Annotated in this window: 18 protein-coding genes and 1 pseudogene; 14 read left to right on the top strand and 5 right to left on the bottom strand. The window is 33.9% G+C overall.

The features are described 5' to 3' along the window. Positions 1-17: 17 nt before the first annotated feature. Positions 18-1,067: an A/G-specific adenine glycosylase gene (mutY, locus tag FYC62_RS13175; RefSeq protein ID WP_039454100.1), complete on the bottom strand. Its 1,050-nt coding sequence runs from the start codon at positions 1,065-1,067 to the stop codon at positions 18-20. Between the two features lie 174 nt (positions 1,068-1,241). Here mutY and FYC62_RS13180 point away from each other — a divergent pair, with 174 nt between their 5' ends. From FYC62_RS13180 to FYC62_RS13195, 4 genes and pseudogenes are all read left to right on the top strand, one after another. Then, a complete protein-coding gene (locus FYC62_RS13180) occupies positions 1,242-1,541 on the top strand; it encodes an HU family DNA-binding protein (RefSeq protein WP_026902835.1) in 300 nt (99 codons plus the stop codon). Positions 1,542-1,545: 4 nt separating this feature from the next. Then, entirely contained in the window at positions 1,546-2,400 is an 855-nt protein-coding gene (locus tag FYC62_RS13185; RefSeq protein WP_205943724.1) for a tetratricopeptide repeat protein, read from the top strand. Between the two features lie 240 nt (positions 2,401-2,640). Next, a pseudogene (locus tag FYC62_RS13190) lies at positions 2,641-4,190 on the top strand (Rne/Rng family ribonuclease). Positions 4,191-4,234: 44 nt separating this feature from the next. Continuing rightward, complete coding sequence (locus FYC62_RS13195) at positions 4,235-4,423, top strand: hypothetical protein (protein ID WP_039454090.1); 189 nt, start codon at positions 4,235-4,237, stop codon at positions 4,421-4,423. Here FYC62_RS13195 and FYC62_RS13200 read toward each other — a convergent pair whose 3' ends face one another. After that, entirely contained in the window at positions 4,424-5,359 is a 936-nt protein-coding gene (locus FYC62_RS13200) for an endonuclease/exonuclease/phosphatase family protein (RefSeq protein ID WP_240534730.1), read from the bottom strand. Positions 5,360-5,530: 171 nt separating this feature from the next. After that, entirely contained in the window at positions 5,531-6,094 is a 564-nt protein-coding gene (locus FYC62_RS13205; RefSeq protein ID WP_149075274.1) for a C40 family peptidase, read from the bottom strand. Positions 6,095-6,325: 231 nt separating this feature from the next. Here FYC62_RS13205 and pdhA point away from each other — a divergent pair, with 231 nt between their 5' ends. Together pdhA and FYC62_RS13215 are read left to right on the top strand one after the other, a co-directional pair. Beyond that, positions 6,326-7,321 (top strand): pyruvate dehydrogenase (acetyl-transferring) E1 component subunit alpha, encoded by a 996-nt coding sequence (gene pdhA / locus FYC62_RS13210; RefSeq protein ID WP_039454083.1) that lies wholly within the window; start codon positions 6,326-6,328, stop codon positions 7,319-7,321. Between the two features lie 78 nt (positions 7,322-7,399). Further along, positions 7,400-9,007, top strand: coding sequence for a pyruvate dehydrogenase complex dihydrolipoamide acetyltransferase (locus FYC62_RS13215; RefSeq protein WP_149075275.1), 1,608 nt, complete (start codon positions 7,400-7,402; stop codon positions 9,005-9,007). Positions 9,008-9,066: 59 nt separating this feature from the next. On the opposite strand, the gene FYC62_RS13220 is transcribed toward FYC62_RS13215, so the two are convergent. Together FYC62_RS13220 and FYC62_RS13225 are read right to left on the bottom strand one after the other, a co-directional pair. Then, positions 9,067-9,903 carry a hypothetical protein gene (locus FYC62_RS13220; RefSeq protein ID WP_149075276.1) on the bottom strand — a complete coding sequence of 279 codons (837 nt, stop codon included), beginning with the start codon at positions 9,901-9,903 and terminating at the stop codon, positions 9,067-9,069. A gap of 47 nt (positions 9,904-9,950) precedes the next feature. Then, complete coding sequence (locus FYC62_RS13225) at positions 9,951-10,166, bottom strand: hypothetical protein (RefSeq protein ID WP_149075277.1); 216 nt, start codon at positions 10,164-10,166, stop codon at positions 9,951-9,953. Between the two features lie 272 nt (positions 10,167-10,438). On the opposite strand from FYC62_RS13225, the gene FYC62_RS13230 reads away from it, so the two are divergent. The 8 genes from FYC62_RS13230 to FYC62_RS13260 all read left to right on the top strand — a co-directional run bounded on the left by FYC62_RS13230 (position 10,439) and on the right by FYC62_RS13260 (position 17,115). Further along, positions 10,439-11,485 carry a sensor histidine kinase gene (locus FYC62_RS13230; RefSeq protein ID WP_149075278.1) on the top strand — a complete coding sequence of 349 codons (1,047 nt, stop codon included), beginning with the start codon at positions 10,439-10,441 and terminating at the stop codon, positions 11,483-11,485. 81 nt (positions 11,486-11,566) lie between these two features. Beyond that, the gene (locus tag FYC62_RS13235; protein WP_149075279.1) at positions 11,567-12,205 is read left to right on the top strand and encodes a DUF47 domain-containing protein; all 639 of its coding nucleotides are present in this window, start codon (positions 11,567-11,569) and stop codon (positions 12,203-12,205) included. Positions 12,206-12,230: 25 nt separating this feature from the next. After that, on the top strand, positions 12,231-13,241 hold the full coding sequence (locus FYC62_RS13240) for an inorganic phosphate transporter (protein ID WP_149075280.1): 1,011 nt from the start codon (positions 12,231-12,233) through the stop codon (positions 13,239-13,241). 827 nt (positions 13,242-14,068) lie between these two features. Further along, positions 14,069-14,644: a DUF4468 domain-containing protein gene (locus tag FYC62_RS13245; protein ID WP_149075281.1), complete on the top strand. Its 576-nt coding sequence runs from the start codon at positions 14,069-14,071 to the stop codon at positions 14,642-14,644. Positions 14,645-14,978: 334 nt separating this feature from the next. After that, on the top strand, positions 14,979-15,269 hold the full coding sequence (locus tag FYC62_RS13250; protein ID WP_149075282.1) for a helix-turn-helix transcriptional regulator: 291 nt from the start codon (positions 14,979-14,981) through the stop codon (positions 15,267-15,269). A gap of 7 nt (positions 15,270-15,276) precedes the next feature. Then, a complete protein-coding gene (locus FYC62_RS17865) occupies positions 15,277-15,993 on the top strand; it encodes a type II toxin-antitoxin system HipA family toxin (protein ID WP_262713568.1) in 717 nt (238 codons plus the stop codon). Between the two features lie 56 nt (positions 15,994-16,049). Then, positions 16,050-16,532, top strand: coding sequence for a type II toxin-antitoxin system HipA family toxin (locus FYC62_RS17870; protein ID WP_262713593.1), 483 nt, complete (start codon positions 16,050-16,052; stop codon positions 16,530-16,532). A gap of 190 nt (positions 16,533-16,722) precedes the next feature. Continuing rightward, positions 16,723-17,115, top strand: a complete 393-nt coding sequence (locus tag FYC62_RS13260) for a hypothetical protein (RefSeq protein ID WP_149075283.1) — start codon at positions 16,723-16,725, stop codon at positions 17,113-17,115. The last annotated feature ends 64 nt before the right edge of the window (positions 17,116-17,179 follow it).

Raw genomic sequence — 17,179 nt, forward strand, 5'->3', positions numbered from 1 at the left:
ATCTTAATTAATTTTCTTCAATTTAAGTATTTTTTTAAAAAAGCAAAAATTAATTTAGGTTGTGCGTATTGGTCTAAGTCGTTTAAATTCAGCCATAACCATCCGTTCTCTTGCACAATTTCTTCATTAATACTATCAATTTCAATAAATGTGCTAAAAATTCTTTGATGCGTTAAAATATGTTTAATAGGAAAAGAAACAGCTTCTATTTTAGCATCTGAAGGAAACCATAACGAGTAATTAGGATGCGATTTTAACTCTGCCAGTGTAGGTTCTTGGTTAAACTCTATCATTGGGAAATCATGTAAACCAGCCCATATATCGCTGTTATCTCTTCTTTTAAGTAGGATATCATTCTCCTTCCTCACTACAAAATAAGAAAAGAAGCGCTGCTTTATCTTTAAGGTTTTAAGCTTAACCGGCAATTCACTAATTTTTTTGTGTTGATAAGCATAGCAAGAAGTTATAAAAGGACAAATGCTACAGTTAGGATTTTTGGGTTTACATTGTAAAGCACCAAACTCAATCATGGCTTGGTTATGCTCTCCGGCCAAATATGGGTTTAATAATTCATTTGCAAGCTCCTGAAACTCTTTATTCCCTTTTGGCGTGTTGATAGGTGTTTCTACACCAAAGTGCCTAGAAATCAATCTATATACATTGCCATCTACAACTGCCCGGGCTTCGTTTGCAGAAAATGATGATATTGCAGCGGCAGTATAAGCTCCAATACCTGTTAGCTTAATCAAAGAAGTATAGTCAGACGGGAAAATACCACCATGCTCTTCCATAACTTTTATGGCAGTTTTAAGCATATTTCTCCCTCTAGAGTAATATCCTAACCCTTGCCAAAGACGTAAAACCTCATCTTCAGAGGCTTCGGCAAAAGCTTTTACTGTTGGGAAACGTTCTGCAAACTTGAAATAATAAGGCATTCCTTGTTCTACCCGTGTTTGTTGGAGTATAATCTCAGAAAGCCAAATTAAATAAGCATCATGGGTATCCCGCCAAGGTAAGTCTCTCTTATTTGCTCTATACCAATGCATTAAGATGTCAGAAAATTTCATGCACAAAATTACGTTTAATGCTTTAAAAACATTAAAAAATAGCTTAGAGGTTGTATGATAGCTTGTTGATTCAAAATTTTACGTATTTATTTTCCTTTATTCAACTAAAAGCAATACTTTTGCATCCCCAAATATTAGGTAGAATTAATTAAATATAAAAAAGAACATATAGACATGACAAAGGCAGAGATAATTGCTGAAATTGCAAATAAGACAGGAATTGAGAAAGTTGATGTGCAAGAAACCGTAGAGGCATTCTTTAAAGTGGTTAAGAACTCAATGGTAAGTGGAGAAAATGTTTATGTTAGAGGTTTTGGAAGTTTTGTTGTTAAAAAGAGAGCAGAAAAAACAGCTAGAAATATTTCTAAAAATACAGCAATAATTATCCCAGAGCACTTTGTGCCAAGTTTTAAACCTGCAAAAGTATTTGTAGACAAAGTAAAATCAGGTAATAAAGCATCAGTTAAAGCTTAAAATTATGAAGACTAAACAATATATTGTAATAGGTAGTGTAGTGGTGTTGATGGGTATATTGTTGAGTCTTGATATTAAAGGCTTAGTAAAACAAGAAGATGCTTCTGAGGTTCAAGAAGGTAATACCGCTACAGCAACTTCAGGTGCTGCGGTTTCTTCGGTTTCACAAGAAAGTATCAGCGCTGCCGCGAAACAAAATATTAATGTTAGTTTAGCAGCAGAGATAGAAAAACTTGAAAAAGAGTTAAAAGGCGCTTCTGATGATGAAGCTGTAGCATTACAAAAACAGTTAGCTCAGAAATGGGAAGATGTAAATCAGCCTTTACCTGCAGCTTTTGCTTATGAAGCTATTGCTACGAAACAACCAGCCTTAGAAAACTGGTTAAAAGCAGGAGATAAATTTACTGAAGGTTATCAGAATTATAGTGATACCACTGCGATTCCGGGATTGATAGAAAAAGCGAAAAATGCCTATTCAAAAGCATTAGAGCTTAACAAAGAAAGTTTAGAAGCTCAAACCGGTTTAGGTGTAGCTTATGTTAGTGAAGGTAAAAGTCCAATGCAAGGAATACAAATGTTGCTTGCTGTGGTACAAAAAGACCCAAAAAACTTAAGCGCAAATTTGAACCTAGGCTTGTTTTCTATGAAATCTGGTCAGTTTAACAAAGCTGTAGACCGTTTTAAAACAGTTATAGCAGTTGATCCTAAGCCGGAAGCCTACTTCTATTTAGCAACCAGTTATGAAAACTTAGGGATGAAAAAAGAAGCAATAGCCGCTTACGAAAAAAGTAAAGCGCTTGCTGCAGACCCAGGTTTAACAAACTTTGTTGATAGAAAAATAAAAGAATTAAGTAATTAGATAACATAAAATTTAAGATTATGCCAAGCGGTAAAAAAAGAAAAAGACATAAAATGGCTACTCATAAACGTAAAAAACGTTTAAGAAAAAACAGACACAAGAAAAAATAATTTCTTGAACGCTTAACACGATGCTCTTTTCATAAACAAAAGAGCTTTGTGTTTTCTGTTTTCATCACATTTCCTAAAAATTTCCTTTGTAGATTAAAGTTCTATATTTGAGCTTTCTAAAAATTAGCTATTGGTAAAGGAGTTAATCATTAATTCTACCCCAATTGGGGTAACTATTGCATTACTGCAAGACAAACAACTCGTAGAATTAAACAAAGAGCAAGTCAACAACAACTATGCTGTTGGCGATATTTATCTGGGTCGCATTAAAAAATAATGCCCGGTTTAAATGCTGCTTTTGTTGATGTTGGTTACGAGAAGGATGCCTTTTTGCATTATTTGGATCTTGGTCCACAAGTACAGACTTTGTTAAAATTAACGAAGGTGGCTCGTAATGGCAATTTTAACGATTATTTGTTATCAAATTTCAAGAAAGAAACAGATATAGATAAGTCTGGTAAAATATCTACTGTATTAACTAAAAATACACTTTTACCTGTTCAAATTGCAAAAGAGCCTATTTCTACAAAAGGTCCTCGCTTAAGTTCAGACCTTTCTATTGCCGGAAGATTTGTTGTTTTAGTACCTTTTTCTGATGTTATTTCTATCTCTAAAAAGATAAAAAGTAATACAGAGCGTACAAGACTCAGAAAAATTGTGGAAGGTATAAAACCAAAAAACTTTGGGGTTATCATCAGAACAGTTTCTGAGAAAAAAGGAGTAACAGAAATACAAAAAGATATTTTAGACTTGGTTTCTAAGTGGGAGTCTTTCATGAAAAAACTTCCTTCAACAGAGCCATCTAAAAGAATTTTAGGCGAGATGGGTAGAGCATCAACCATCTTAAGAGATATACTAAATGCTGATTTTACTCATGTTCATGTAAATGACCCTGCTATTTACGAAGAAGTAAAATCTTATGTACATGAGATTTCTCCGGAGATGGAGAAAATTGTAAAGCTTTACAAAGGTAAAGAACCTATTTTCGAACATTTTGGTATCGAGAAACAAATTAAAGGTTCATTTGGTAAAACGGTAAATCTTGCTGGTGGTGCTTATTTAGTGGTAGAGCATACAGAAGCGCTACATGTTATTGATGTAAACAGCGGTAACAGAACAGCCAACCCAGAAAATCAGGAAGAAAACGCTTTACAAGTTAATAAAGAAGCAGCCAAAGAAATTGCCAGACAGCTGAGGTTAAGAGATATGGGCGGCATTGTAGTCATAGATTTTATCGACATGCACAAAGCGCCAAACAGAAAAGAACTGTTTGATTTCTTGAAGGCAGAAATGAACCACGATAGAGCTAAGCATACCATCTTACCTCCTAGTAAATTTGGTCTAGTTCAAATTACTCGTCAAAGGGTAAGACCAGAAATGAATATCGTGACGAGCGAAAAATGCCCAACTTGCGATGGTACAGGAGAAATTAAAGCCAGTATTGTTTTGCTTGATGATATAGAAAGTAACCTAGACTATATTTTAAACGAACAAGCCGAGAAAGGTATCACGCTTTGTGTGCATCCATACATAGAAGCTTTTATTAAAAAAGGTTTATTCTCTAAACAAGTGAAATGGTTCTTTAAATATAACCAATGGGTTAAGGTTAAAGCCATATCATCTTACCATTTAACAGAATTCCATTTCTTAAGCAGTAAAGAAGAAGAAATTAAGCTTTAAAATTATGGCCGATATTTTGTTTATGATGCTGTAAAAACAACATCATGAACATTAAAAGAACCTTCGGAACTATATTAACCATTTTAGGAATTATTGGCTTAATTTATACAGCAGTAAATGTTATACAGCAATCTGCTGATACCAGAAGCTTAATTGTAGTTGGTATATTGGGGGTTATATTTTTCTTTACCGGTATAAGTTTGGTGAGAACAACGGCTGATACTTCTAAATAACTAAGAAATAACCTCTTTATTTATCTTTTCTTCTACCATTTCCTTTTCCTCTGAGCTTGCTTTTTCTTCCTCATTCAAATAACTTGAAGCGGGTTTAAGCGCTAAATCTATAAACATGGGGAAATGGTCTGAGCCAGCATAAGGTAAACGTTTTATCCTATTCACCATAAATTCTTTAGAGCAAAAAATATGGTCTAGTGGAAAGCGTAAAATGTAACTCTTTGCATTAAAAGTATTAAAAAAGCCTCTTCCCTTCCTGGGGTCTAACAATTCAGAGGTTCTACAAAACAACTCTGTTGTATAACTCCAGGCAACATCATTCAAATCTCCCATCACAATTACAGGCAATTTTTGCTCCTTAGCCCATTTTCCTATCATTAGCAATTCCTTATCTCGGGCTGTAGAGCGTGGGTTTTCTTGCGGAACAGGTGGCTCGGGGTGCACACAATATAATTGGATTCTATTTCCGTCTGCTAAAATAACTTTTACACTTATGGATGGTACATCATCCTTAACCATAAAATGAACTTGAGCATCCTCTAAAGGTAGTTTAGAAAAGAAAATCATCCCGTAAGTATTCTCTAACGGACATAAAATCTGGTGAGGATAGTCCTTCTCGGTTTCAGCTTTTAGTTTATCTGTCCACCTTTGGTTGGCTTCCACAAAGCATAAAACATCAGGCTTAAATTGTTGAATCTGCTTAATGATGCTGTAATCTGTATTGTCTTGTAAGACATTAAATATCAAGATACTGATATGCGATTCTTGACCTTCAAGATTGGTTTGAATTTGCTTTTTACTTACAAGAGTAAAAGGGTAAACCAAATAGAAAAGATATAGGTTATTGATAACAGATAAACCAAGAAAGGTATAATCCCATACACCATGCTGATTAAAGAAAATGATAAACGTAAAAAACAGGAATAAACTAATCAATAACTTTTGAAAGCGAGGATACTCAAACACCCTAAATATCCAGTAATCATGTCTGACAAAGGGAATAAACGAAAAAAGGATAAATAAATATCCTAAGACAAGATTAACGGTTTTCATAAGCAGAATAGCGTAGAAATAAAAAATCCTGCTGTTGAGCAGGATTACAATATTTTAGTTTTGCATTTTATCTTTAATTGATTCTAGTAATCTTCCGCCTTTGTAGAAGTATCTCTGCCAGTAAGGCTCGTTTAAATTACTAATCATAACACCTTTGCTAGAAGATGCGTGGGCAAATTTATTATCACCAATATAAACACCTACATGGCTGATAGATTTACTTTTGATTTTAAAGAATACCAAATCTCCTTCTTTCAATTCAACCTTACTTATAGGGTTTACCATACTGAAGATATTTCTAGAATTGCTTCCAATCATGGTGTTAAAAGTCTTCTCGTATAACTGGAAAGCAAAACCAGAGCAGTCTACACCTTTTTGCGTATCTCCACCTAAACGGTAAGGGGTACCTAACCAATCATAAATAAATTGGTACATTTTGGTGTTTGATGTAGCAGATATAGCCACACCCATAACTTGCGAGAAAAACTGGCTTGCTAAATTATCAGGATCTGAAATTTCTTGTTTGGAAGCGCTATTTGAAGAGGTAGATTTAGAATTTTGGGCAATACTATTTAGCGAAAAACTAGCTAGGAGTATTAAAATCATGATTTTCTTCATTCAAATATATTTTTTAGGGTTGAACGTTTGTCTCTAACGACCTTTACAAAATATTATTTTGCAGCGGGACAAAAGTAAGCCTTATCTACTGCCTTTCCAACAATATTACTAAACTTTTAACAATTTTTAACAATAGATATGTAAAATAGTAAAAATTACTACCTTATAGGTTTTTTATTTGTTGATATATTAATAGATTTGCTTTCCTATATTAATTAGATATAATAACGAATGAGTTCAGTTGCGATAACCAAAGAAACATACCTTTACTGGTATGAATTAATGCTTCTACTAAGAAGGTTCGAAGAAAAAGCAGGGCAATTATACGGACAGCAAAAGATAAGAGGTTTTTGCCACTTATACATCGGACAAGAAGCTGTCATAGCTGGTACCATGTCTGCTACCAAAAAAGATGATAGCTTAATAACCGCTTATAGAGATCACGCTCATCCTATTGCAAAAGGAATGTCTCCAAACGCTGCTATGGCAGAGATGTACGGAAAAGCAACAGGCTGTTCTAAAGGAAAAGGTGGTTCTATGCACTTCTTCGATAAAGAAAATAAATTCTATGGTGGTCATGGTATTGTTGGAGGTCAAATTCCACTAGGTGCCGGACTTGCGTTTGCAGAACAATATTTAGGAACAGATAATGTAAATGTTTGCTATATGGGCGATGGTGCTGTACGCCAAGGCTCATTAAACGAAACATTTAACATGGCTATGCTATGGAAATTACCCGTGATATTTGTTGTTGAGAATAATGGTTATGCTATGGGTACTTCTGTAGCAAGAACATCTAACACAACAGATATCTATAAATTAGGACTTGGTTATGAAATGCCATGTGCTCCTGTTGATGGTATGGACCCTGTTGCAGTACATAACGCAATGGATGAAGCCGTTCAAAGAGCTAGAAGAGGCGAAGGACCAACTTTCTTAGAAATAAGAACATACAGATATAAAGGTCACTCTATGTCTGATCCTCAGAAATACAGAACCAAAGAAGAGGTTGAAGAATACAAAGCTAAAGACCCTATTGAAGTTGTAAAAGCTAAAATTGAAAAAGAGAAGTGGGCAGACCAAGCTTGGTTTGATGACGTAGCAGCTAAAATTAAAAATCAGATAGAAGAAGCAGTAAAATTTGCTGAAGAATCTCCTTGGCCAGATCCATCAGAATTATTTACTGATGTTTATGTACAGGAAAACTATCCATTTATCAAAGACTAAGATTTTATAACCGGATGTAGGAGCTTATCCTATATCCGGTTTCTATTTTTAAATAACCGTATTAATACTTAAAATATAATGGCTGAAGCAATAAAAATGCCTAAAATGAGCGATACCATGAGTGAAGGGGTATTAGCTAAATGGCATAAGAAAGTTGGTGATAAAATAAAAGCAGGTGATGTAGTTGCAGAAATTGAAACAGACAAAGCAACTATGGATTTTGAATCTTTCCAAGAAGGTACACTTCTATATATTGGTGTAGAGGAAGGTAATGCTGTTCCGGTTGATGCTCTTATTGCAATCATTGGCGAAGCTGGTGAAGATTATAAATCAGTATTAGAAGGTTCAGGAACTGCAAAAGCCGAAGAGCAAAAAGAAGAAGCTGCTGCGCCTGTAGCTGCTGACGAAGAAGATGTTGATGTTTCTGGTATACCTGCTGCTGTTATTCGTATGCCACTTTTAAGTGATACCATGACAGAAGGTGTTATCAATAAATGGAACTTTAAAGTTGGAGACAAAGTTAAAGCTGATGATTCTTTAGCTGATGTAGAGACTGATAAAGCTACCATGGAAGTAGTAGGTTATGAAGAAGGTACACTTTTATATATTGGTGTTGAAGAAGGTAAAGCTGCCCAAGTAAATGATATTATTGCTATTGTTGGTAAAGAAGGTACAGATATACAACCTTTATTAAAAGCAGGTAAAGGTGGTGCTGCAAAGAAAGAAAAATCTGCAGAGCCAGCTCAAGTTGCTGCTGAAGCTACAACTTCTGCTCCTGTTAAAGAGGAAGCATCATCATCAGATGATAGCAGAGTTAAAGCTTCTCCTCTAGCTAAAAAAATAGCGCAAGAGAAAGGCATTAGCTTATCAGAAATTAAAGGAAGTGCTGAAGGCGGCCGTATTGTTAAAAAAGACGTAGAAGATTATAAACCAGCTGCTAAAGCAGAAGGAGCTTCAAAAGAAGCATCAGCACCGCAAGTAGTTATTCCTACTTTTGTTGGCGAAGAGAAATTTACCGAAAAACCAATGTCGCAAATGCGTAAAGTAATTGCGAAACGTTTAGGCGAATCTTTATTCACTGCACCACACTTCTACTTAACTATCAGTATTGATATGGATGGCGCTATGGCTGCTCGTACGCAAATTAATGCAGTAGCACCAGTAAAAGTATCATTCAATGATATCGTTATCAAAGCGGTTGCGGTTGCATTAAAACAACATCCTGCTGTAAATTCTTCTTTCAGAGGAGATAAAATACGTTTTAACGAGCATACCAATATTGGTGTTGCAATGGCTGTAGAAGATGGCTTATTGGTGCCAGTAGTGCGTTTTGCAGATGGCAAGAGCTTATCTCAAATATCTGCCGAAGTTAAAGACTATGCACAAAAAGCAAAAGCTAAGAAATTACAACCATCAGACTGGGAAGGTTCTACTTTCACGGTTTCTAACTTAGGGATGTTTGGTATAGATGAATTTACATCTATCATTAACTCTCCAGACGGGGCTATTTTATCTGTTGGAGCTATACAACAAGTTCCTGTAGTTAAAAATGGTGCGGTTGTTCCAGGAAATGTCATGAAATTAACCCTAGGTTGCGACCATAGGGTAATTGATGGCGCTACCGGAGCCGCTTTCTTACAAACATTAAAAGGTTTATTAGAAGCGCCTATTAGATTATTGGCGTAATATTTTATAGAATTTTTGCTAAGACCCGTTTTGTACCTACAGGTATGGAACGGGTTTTTTTATTTCATGAAAGGGGTTACAGCTTTCATCCTAATAAAAGATTCGAATTTAAACCTTCCGGTATATTTCAATTTGTTTTCTTTATTTTGATGAAACTTAAATATTTCAAACTCATCGAATAAAACTCTTGATTCTAAGGTATTTAAAGTGATTTTACCTTTGCTGTTTTGTTTAAAAGTCATGTAAGCCTCATCTATTGATTCTAGAATATTTGCTTTTTCAATAATATATTTAGGAGTTCCTATTTTAGTTCCTTGAGTTTTCTCTCTAAGTGGTTTGATTAAATTATAGTTGAGATGTAGCAAATTATGCGTTAAAGTGTCTAAACTAAAATCTCCTGTATAAGTATCAGAGCTAAATGAAATTAAGTAATAGTTTTCTTTTACATAAACATCGTACTTATAACTATTAAAATCATTTAGAAATTTGTACGAGTCTAGTTCAAAAAGTTTATTTAATCTCCCATAAAAAGAACCATATCTTAAAAGGCTACTAAAATCATTTGTACTAAAAAAGGTGTTATTATAAAAGCTTTCCCCATTTAAATCTATAAACTTATAATTTCTATTATGTAAGGCTTTTAATTGGAAATTTCCAATTTGGTTTATCAAAATCACAGTATCTGAATTATTTCTAATAGCCTCTGCATTAATTTTTAAATTCAGAAATTCTTTAGAGAGGTTATTATTCGTTTTAGCTTTCATCTTTTGGATTAAACTGATAACAAATTCCTTAGGGTAAACTCTTACTTCTTTTAGTGATATAGGATTTTGAGCATAAGACTTTTGATTAAAAATTATTAGAATAATAATTAAAAATGCTAAAACTTTTTTCATTATAATAAATTAAATATAAAGGTGCCTACGTATGTAGGCACTTCAAATTAACTCAATCCAAACCAATCCCATTGACCATCTGGATTAGAATGACATTCATTCGTGTACTTGCGTAAAATTCTCAACCCAAAAATTTTTATTTCGAAATAATCAGTACAGCCTGTTATTTCTCCTGATACTTCTTCATAACCATAAACAGAAGTTGATAAAATGGCTAATGGTAAAATAATGCCAATTACGGCTTTTTTAGTAATTTTTAACATAAATGTAGATTTAAATTTCGCTACTCTTAACGCTTTTCGCAAGACCGCTTATGATGCTTTTACAAGTGTCATCAATATGTTTTCACTATCATTAAATTAATAAAAATAAAATAAATATTAAAATAAAATCTAAAAAAGATAATTTTAAATCTTTAAAATAATTAATTTAATCATAATTCAAAATTTATTTATTTTACTTAAATTAGAAATATTAACCACTCATCTTAACCAAAATTTAACATATAGCTTTATCAAAATAATTATATTGCACTATGAAATTACGCACCCTCGTATTTTTGAATGCATTGGCTGTTGGTATCTCTATCGGGATAGTAAATTATTACTTTCAGCATAGCTGGTATTACTTCAGTATCAGTATGGGGATATCTACCTGCGTAAGTTATTTGGTTTTTTACCTCCTGATAGAAAAATACGTTTACTCTAAAATCAAAATCATTTATAAGCTTATACACAACTTAAAATTGGGTAAAGACCTTAAAGATGCTTTGGGTGAATATGTAAGTCCGGACCCCATAAACGATGTTGAGCAAGAAGTAAAAGAATGGGCAAGAGATAAAAAAACCGAAATAGACGATTTAAAAAAGCAGGAAAAATTTAGGAGAGAATTTCTATCAAACATTTCACATGAGTTTAAAACACCACTATTTGCTATTGAAGGTTATGTGGATGCTTTACAGGATGGTGCTTTGGAAGACCCCGAGTTAGCTAAACAATTTTTAAATAAAGTATCTAGAAATGTTGAAAGACTTAGCTTTCTGATTAAAGATTTAAATGAAATATCTAAGCTAGAAAGTGGAGACATCCCAATCAATTACCAAAAATTTGATGTTACCATACTCATCAAAGAAGTTATGGAAGCGTTAGAGCTAAAAGCTCAGAAATATCACATCAGCCTAACTTTTAAAGAAAAATATCAACAACCCACCTTTGTAAATGCAGATAGGGAAAAAATTAGGCAGGTTTTAGTGAATTTGATAGATAACTCCTTTAAATATGGTAAAGAATATGGTAGTACCTCTATCACCATATTTGAGATGCATGAGCAAATTTTAATAGAAATTACCGATAACGGAATTGGTATTGAGGAGAAATACCTACCACGTTTATTTGAAAGATTTTACAGAACAGACTCCAGCAGGTCAAGACAAATTGGTGGTTCTGGCTTAGGTTTAGCTATTGTGAAGCATATTGTAGAAGCACATAACCAAACCATACATGTAAGAAGTACTACGGGCTTAGGTTCTACCTTTGGTTTTACCTTAGAAAGAGCCAAAGATTCTTTGTTACCTTTCCCATAATCTATGTTAAGTAGTAAACTAAAAATTAACAATTACTTAACATTGGGATGTTAGCTTTGTAATCTAAAGCTAATACAAGAAATGAACAATATTTTTTCTTATTTCATTCCTAAAGACAGAAAGTTTTTTCCTCTTTTCGAAAAAGCAAGTGCAAACCTTATAGACATGGCTAACCAACTGGAAGGCCTAGTAAATTCTCCGGAAGCATTAAGAGAACCTTATTACAAAAGCATAGAAAATCTTGAGCATAAAGGCGATGAAATTACTCACCAAATTTATTTAGAGCTAAGCAAAACCTTTATCACTCCTTTTGATAGAGAAGATATCCATGCTTTAGCTTCTGCTTTAGATGATATTGCAGATTATATCCATGGTTCTGCTAACAGAATGTTATTGTACAACGTTACAGAAATGACAGAGCCTATTAAGAAATTAGCTGATTTAGTGAAACAAGGTTGTGTGGATGTAGAAAAAGCGGTTAAAGAGCTTAAGAATTTAAAAAACATCCGTGTGATTACTGATTCTTGTGTAAGAATTAACAGCATAGAAAACCAAGCAGATTACGTTTTTGACAAAGCAGTAGGAGATCTTTTTGATTATGAAGATGATGCTAAAACCATCATTAAATACAAAGAGGTTTTATCGGCATTAGAAACCGCAACAGATATGTGCGAGGATGTAGCTAATGTATTAGAATCAATCTTGGTTAAAAACGCATAAGTTTATTTATTCTTAAACAAATCTAATGGTAACTACACTTCTTGTTATTGTTATTATAATGGCTATAATTTTTGACTACATCAATGGTTTCCATGATGCAGCAAACTCTATTGCTACTATAGTATCAACCAAGGTACTAACGCCTTTTCAGGCTGTACTTTGGGCAGCAACTTTTAATTTTGCTGCATATTTTTACTTTACAGATCATAAAGTAGCCAATACCATAGCTAAAACAGTTGTAGAAGACTATATAACGCTAGAGGTTATTTTAGCAGGTCTTTCTGCCGCAATAGGTTGGAATTTGTTAACCTGGTATTACGGTATCCCATCCAGTTCATCTCATACCCTTATTGGTGGTTTTGCTGGTGCTGGTATAGCACACTCTTTAATTTTAGGAGATGGTATCTTACAAGCCATTAACATCTCTCCTATCTTAAAAACAGTTTCTTTTATTGTGTTAGCTCCACTCATAGGAGCCACCATATCCATCATCATTACTTTAATCATCATCAATATAGCTCGCTACGCCAGACCTGCAACTGCAGAAAGATGGTTTAAAAGGCTTCAATTAATATCATCAGCAGCATTAAGTTTTGCTCATGGTGGTAATGATGCCCAAAAAGTTATGGGTATTATTTATGTAGCCCTAGTTGCTAGCAGCGTTTTACAAAACGGAGATACCATGCCAGAGTGGATTCCTATTGTATGTTATGCGGCTATTGCTTTAGGTACCATGAGTGGTGGTTGGAAGATTGTAAAAACCATGGGTACAAAAATCACTAAAGTTAATGCTTTAGAAGGCGTAAGTGCAGAAACTGCAGGCGCTTTAACTTTAGGTATTACCGAGCATTTTGGTATCCCGGTATCTACTACCCATACCATTACAGGTTCTATTATTGGTGTAGGTATCACTAAAAGTTTCTCTGCTGTAAAATGGGGAGTTACTTATAGCTTAATATGGGCTTGGGTTTTAACCATTCCTGTATCAGCAACTTTAGCTGGTTTAGTTTATGCCATTATCCATTATATATTTTAATAAGCATATTTTCTAAATATTAGAAAGGGAAGCAATTTTAGATTTGCTTCCCTTTTTTTATGGCTTATAGCTAACTAACTTGATGCTTTAAAGCTTTCCGCCCATAAGATTGGTTGATTTTTGATGGATTGGTTGATTAAGCTATCCACTCATAAGATTTATTTTTTTAACCACGGAGTACGCCGAGGTCACAAAACTGGGTGTCGACTTATAAAAGCTCTCTGTGAACTCTGTGTCCTTTGTGGTTAAAACAATTCTAAGTTTTTCTATAGAGAATGGACTGAACAATGAAGATGATCAAATTCCTATGATATATAAACTTTCTGCTTTTAGCCTTTAGCTTTAAAGATTGATTAAGCTTTCCACCTTCTCCGTACCATGTTCGGGTCTTGTTCGGGAAATGGCCCTATTTTTCCGAAGGTGTCACGAAGAAGCTGCGAAGAAGCCTCGAAGGAAGTATGGATAAAACGTGGATAAAAGGTGGGGTATAGGTGGGCTATACGTGGACTTGTGTTAAGAAAATTTCTTTTTGATATAGGATGTTATAGAAGAGGTTAACAAAGATATAAAAAATAGAAACTCATTAAAACTGTATCCTAATTTTTGACTTTCAATAAAAATTTACTTTATTAGAATTAAATTCTGCTTTATGAAAAATACCTATGGAATTGGATGATAATTTAGAAAATTTAATAATAGCATGATACTTTGTGCAGATACGGCCATTTTATGTTGTATTTGTGCAAGTTTATGGGATATATATACTAGTTAGCGGTAACTGTAAACAACGACCTGAATCAAAATTTAACAATAAACCAAAACAAAAAATGAAAAAACTTTTATTATTCGCTCTCCTAATCGCAATCTCTTTCCACTCTAGCGGACAAAGCGCCATCGAAAAAATAGAACTTAAAGCTAACGGATTTGTGGGAAATGACACCACTAAAAACTTTGTAGTGATAGAGCTTCCTGGGAAGAAAAAAAATGACTTATATAAAAGCACCCTTGTTTATTTAAGCTCTATGTATAAATATCCAGACAAAGTATTAACAATCGTTGACGGCGAATCAATAATTATCAACGGATTCACGGAATCTATAAAAGGAAGTCTGAGCTGGTACAAATATCTTTTCTATTATAGAATTAGCATTCAATTTAAAGACGGGAAAATAAAATTTGAACCATCAACGAGCAGTTTAACGGAAATATGGGCTGAAGGAAAAGAAAGAAAGTTCTACATATCCAGTAAAGACTCTCCTGACCCATATGATATGAATGTTGTTTACATAGTTTCAAAAGGCAATCAGATTCTAATAAATAAAGAGATAAAGTTAAGTATGGAAGAATGGGCAAATTCCTATTTAAAGCAATTGATTAAAGGAATATCTAAAAGCGACTGGTAAATATGACTAAAAAGAACAGCAACCGCTAACAACAGGTTTAATCATTTGCGGTGCGAAGTGCTATCCCTCAATGGCGCAAGAATGATGACCTAGCCAAGCGGGCAAAGGCTTCTTATGCCTTATAAAGCAGAAACTTTGACTATACACTAAATTAAAGAAATTACAAGGCACAAGTATCCAATACACAGTCTTAGGCTAAATACCTTGCGCAATCTACGGGGGCGATATCGCCCTAATAACTAAACATCCTCTGAATACCGTCATAAGTATTTTACTATAATGATTGTTATTTCAATCATTATAGTTATTTTTGTTTTAAATAACAATCAAAATAATGGAAAAGAGAAAACATGTTATTTTTCCAAAATATAATCAGCTATTGAGTCAAATGGGTGAAAATATGAAGTTAGCCAGAAAGCGTCGTAAGCTAACAACTACTCAAGTAGCTGAAAGAGCTAACATAGCTCGTTCAACTTTATATTTGATAGAGAAAGGTGATCCAAGCGTTGCCTTAGGGGCTTATTTTAATGTATTGCGTGTTTTGGGTTTACAGGAAGATATACTGAAGCTTGGAGCTGATGATATTTTTGGAAGAAAACTACAAGATCTTGAACTATTGAAATAACAAGATAATGGCACAGCAAAAATTTGATATATACGTGTTTGCTCATTGGAAAGGAATGACTGAACCTAAATTGATAGGGACATTATCGGCACATTACGCTAAAGGAAAAAAGGCATTTAGTTTTGAATATGATAATGTCTGGATAAACTCTGAACACCAACAATTAATTGATCCTGATATACAGTTTTATTCAGGGACGCAATTTCCTAACCAAAAAGAAAATTTCGGACTTTTTCTAGATAGTATGCCTGATACTTGGGGGCGTACATTGATGAAACGAAGGGCTGCACAACAAGCCAGAGAAAAAGGTGAAAGAGCACCAACCTTATATGAGATTGATTATTTACTCGGCGTTTATGATGAGAGTCGTATGGGTGCTTTACGATTCAAAATCGACTTAGAAGGTGATTTTTTAGATATCAATAAAGAAACACCTACACCACCTTGGTCATCTATTCGCCAATTACAGCATGCAGTAGACAGTATTGAAAATGATAACGAAAATAAGGATTTTAAAAAATGGTTGGCTATATTAATGGCTCCAGGTTCTTCGTTAGGCGGGGCTAGACCTAAAGCAAATATTTTGGATGAAAATGGTTGTTTGTGGATTGCAAAATTTCCTTCCAGAAATGATACCCTTGATAAAGCCGCTTGGGAATTCTTAGCTTATCAACTTGCTATACAAGCTGGTATTGATATGGCACAATGTAAATTAGAAAAATAGCAGGTAATTATCATACTTTTTTTACAAAACGTTTTGATAGGGATTATTCAGAACGTATACATTTCGCATCTGCCATGACCATGACTGGAAATAATGAAGATACTATTAGAGACAAACCCGCAAGTTATCTAGATATTGCAGAATTTATCCAAAACCATGGGGTTTATATTGAACAGAATCTCCATCAGCTTTGGCGAAGGATTGTTTTTAATATTGCCATATCTAATACAGATGATCATTTGCGTAACCACGGGTTTTTATTAACAGATAAGGGTTGGATACTTTCTCCGGCTTATGATATAAATCCGTCTATTGATAAGGATGGCTTGGCGCTTAATATTGATATGGATGATAACGCCTTGAGTATGGATTTAGCTAAAAATGTAGGTGATTTTTTTAGACTAGATAATAAGAAAATGGACGTGATCATAGATGAGGTATTAGCAAGTGTTAGTAATTGGAGGAAAATAGCATCAAATATTGGAATATCAAGGTCAGAACAAGAATTAATGCAAGCAGCATTTCTTTTTAATCATTAAATCATAATAACCCTATTAAAAGCGGGTAAAGTGCAGTATGCAGTAGATATTTTTATGATTATCAAGAAGGTATAGATTTAATAGAAATTGATGTGTTAAAGTAATGAAAGCACAAGTCAGAGAACAATCAATCAAATCTAAAACCAAGCCCCCCTTTTTTATCCCCCACCTTTAAGTGTATATTCGTGTTATGCTTTGGACACAACGTTTTTTTGCTTTGTTAGATGTTATTTGTTTAATCTTATTGGCACAGCAAGCTTATACACAATACCAATCTTTGCTATCAAACGAGGTTTTAACCAGTTTAGAATTCTTCTCTAGAACGCTATTTTTATTGGGTTGGTTTTCCTTAATTTTTTCGGCAATTTTATTGGCTATTCCTAAAAAAGCAGGACTTTGGTTGTATTATGCACAGCTCCCGCTAAGGCTTATCTTTTTTATTTTCTCTTTCGGATTTATTTCTTTACTCACCTATATTGTCAACTGGCAAATCATCACCAATATCTTGATGCCTTTAATTGTTTTTGGCGAGTTATTGAGGCTTTATTATTCTGTACAGATACACAAGGTTTATCATAAATAAAAAAATCTGTTCCCAACCACAGGAACAGATTAACCAAATAAATCAAAAAATTATCTAATAAAAG

The organism is Pedobacter aquae (assembly GCF_008195825.1).
GTDB lineage: Bacteria > Bacteroidota > Bacteroidia > Sphingobacteriales > Sphingobacteriaceae > Pseudopedobacter > Pseudopedobacter aquae.

Bases quoted from the DNA above. Each gene is read 5' to 3' on its own strand.
- mutY (WP_039454100.1), bottom strand. From the start codon at position 1,067: ATGAAATTTTCTGACATCTTAATGCATTGGTATAGAGCAAATAAGAGA.
- FYC62_RS13180 (WP_026902835.1), top strand. From the start codon at position 1,242: ATGACAAAGGCAGAGATAATTGCTGAAATTGCAAATAAGACAGGAATT.
- FYC62_RS13185 (WP_205943724.1), top strand. From the start codon at position 1,546: ATGAAGACTAAACAATATATTGTAATAGGTAGTGTAGTGGTGTTGATG.
- FYC62_RS13195 (WP_039454090.1), top strand. From the start codon at position 4,235: ATGAACATTAAAAGAACCTTCGGAACTATATTAACCATTTTAGGAATT.
- FYC62_RS13205 (WP_149075274.1), bottom strand. From the start codon at position 6,094: ATGAAGAAAATCATGATTTTAATACTCCTAGCTAGTTTTTCGCTAAAT.
- pdhA (WP_039454083.1), top strand. From the start codon at position 6,326: ATGAGTTCAGTTGCGATAACCAAAGAAACATACCTTTACTGGTATGAA.
- FYC62_RS13215 (WP_149075275.1), top strand. From the start codon at position 7,400: ATGGCTGAAGCAATAAAAATGCCTAAAATGAGCGATACCATGAGTGAA.
- FYC62_RS13220 (WP_149075276.1), bottom strand. From the start codon at position 9,903: ATGAAAAAAGTTTTAGCATTTTTAATTATTATTCTAATAATTTTTAAT.
- FYC62_RS13225 (WP_149075277.1), bottom strand. From the start codon at position 10,166: ATGTTAAAAATTACTAAAAAAGCCGTAATTGGCATTATTTTACCATTA.
- FYC62_RS13230 (WP_149075278.1), top strand. From the start codon at position 10,439: ATGAAATTACGCACCCTCGTATTTTTGAATGCATTGGCTGTTGGTATC.
- FYC62_RS13235 (WP_149075279.1), top strand. From the start codon at position 11,567: ATGAACAATATTTTTTCTTATTTCATTCCTAAAGACAGAAAGTTTTTT.
- FYC62_RS13240 (WP_149075280.1), top strand. From the start codon at position 12,231: ATGGTAACTACACTTCTTGTTATTGTTATTATAATGGCTATAATTTTT.
- FYC62_RS13245 (WP_149075281.1), top strand. From the start codon at position 14,069: ATGAAAAAACTTTTATTATTCGCTCTCCTAATCGCAATCTCTTTCCAC.
- FYC62_RS13250 (WP_149075282.1), top strand. From the start codon at position 14,979: ATGGAAAAGAGAAAACATGTTATTTTTCCAAAATATAATCAGCTATTG.
- FYC62_RS17865 (WP_262713568.1), top strand. From the start codon at position 15,277: ATGGCACAGCAAAAATTTGATATATACGTGTTTGCTCATTGGAAAGGA.
- FYC62_RS13260 (WP_149075283.1), top strand. From the start codon at position 16,723: ATGCTTTGGACACAACGTTTTTTTGCTTTGTTAGATGTTATTTGTTTA.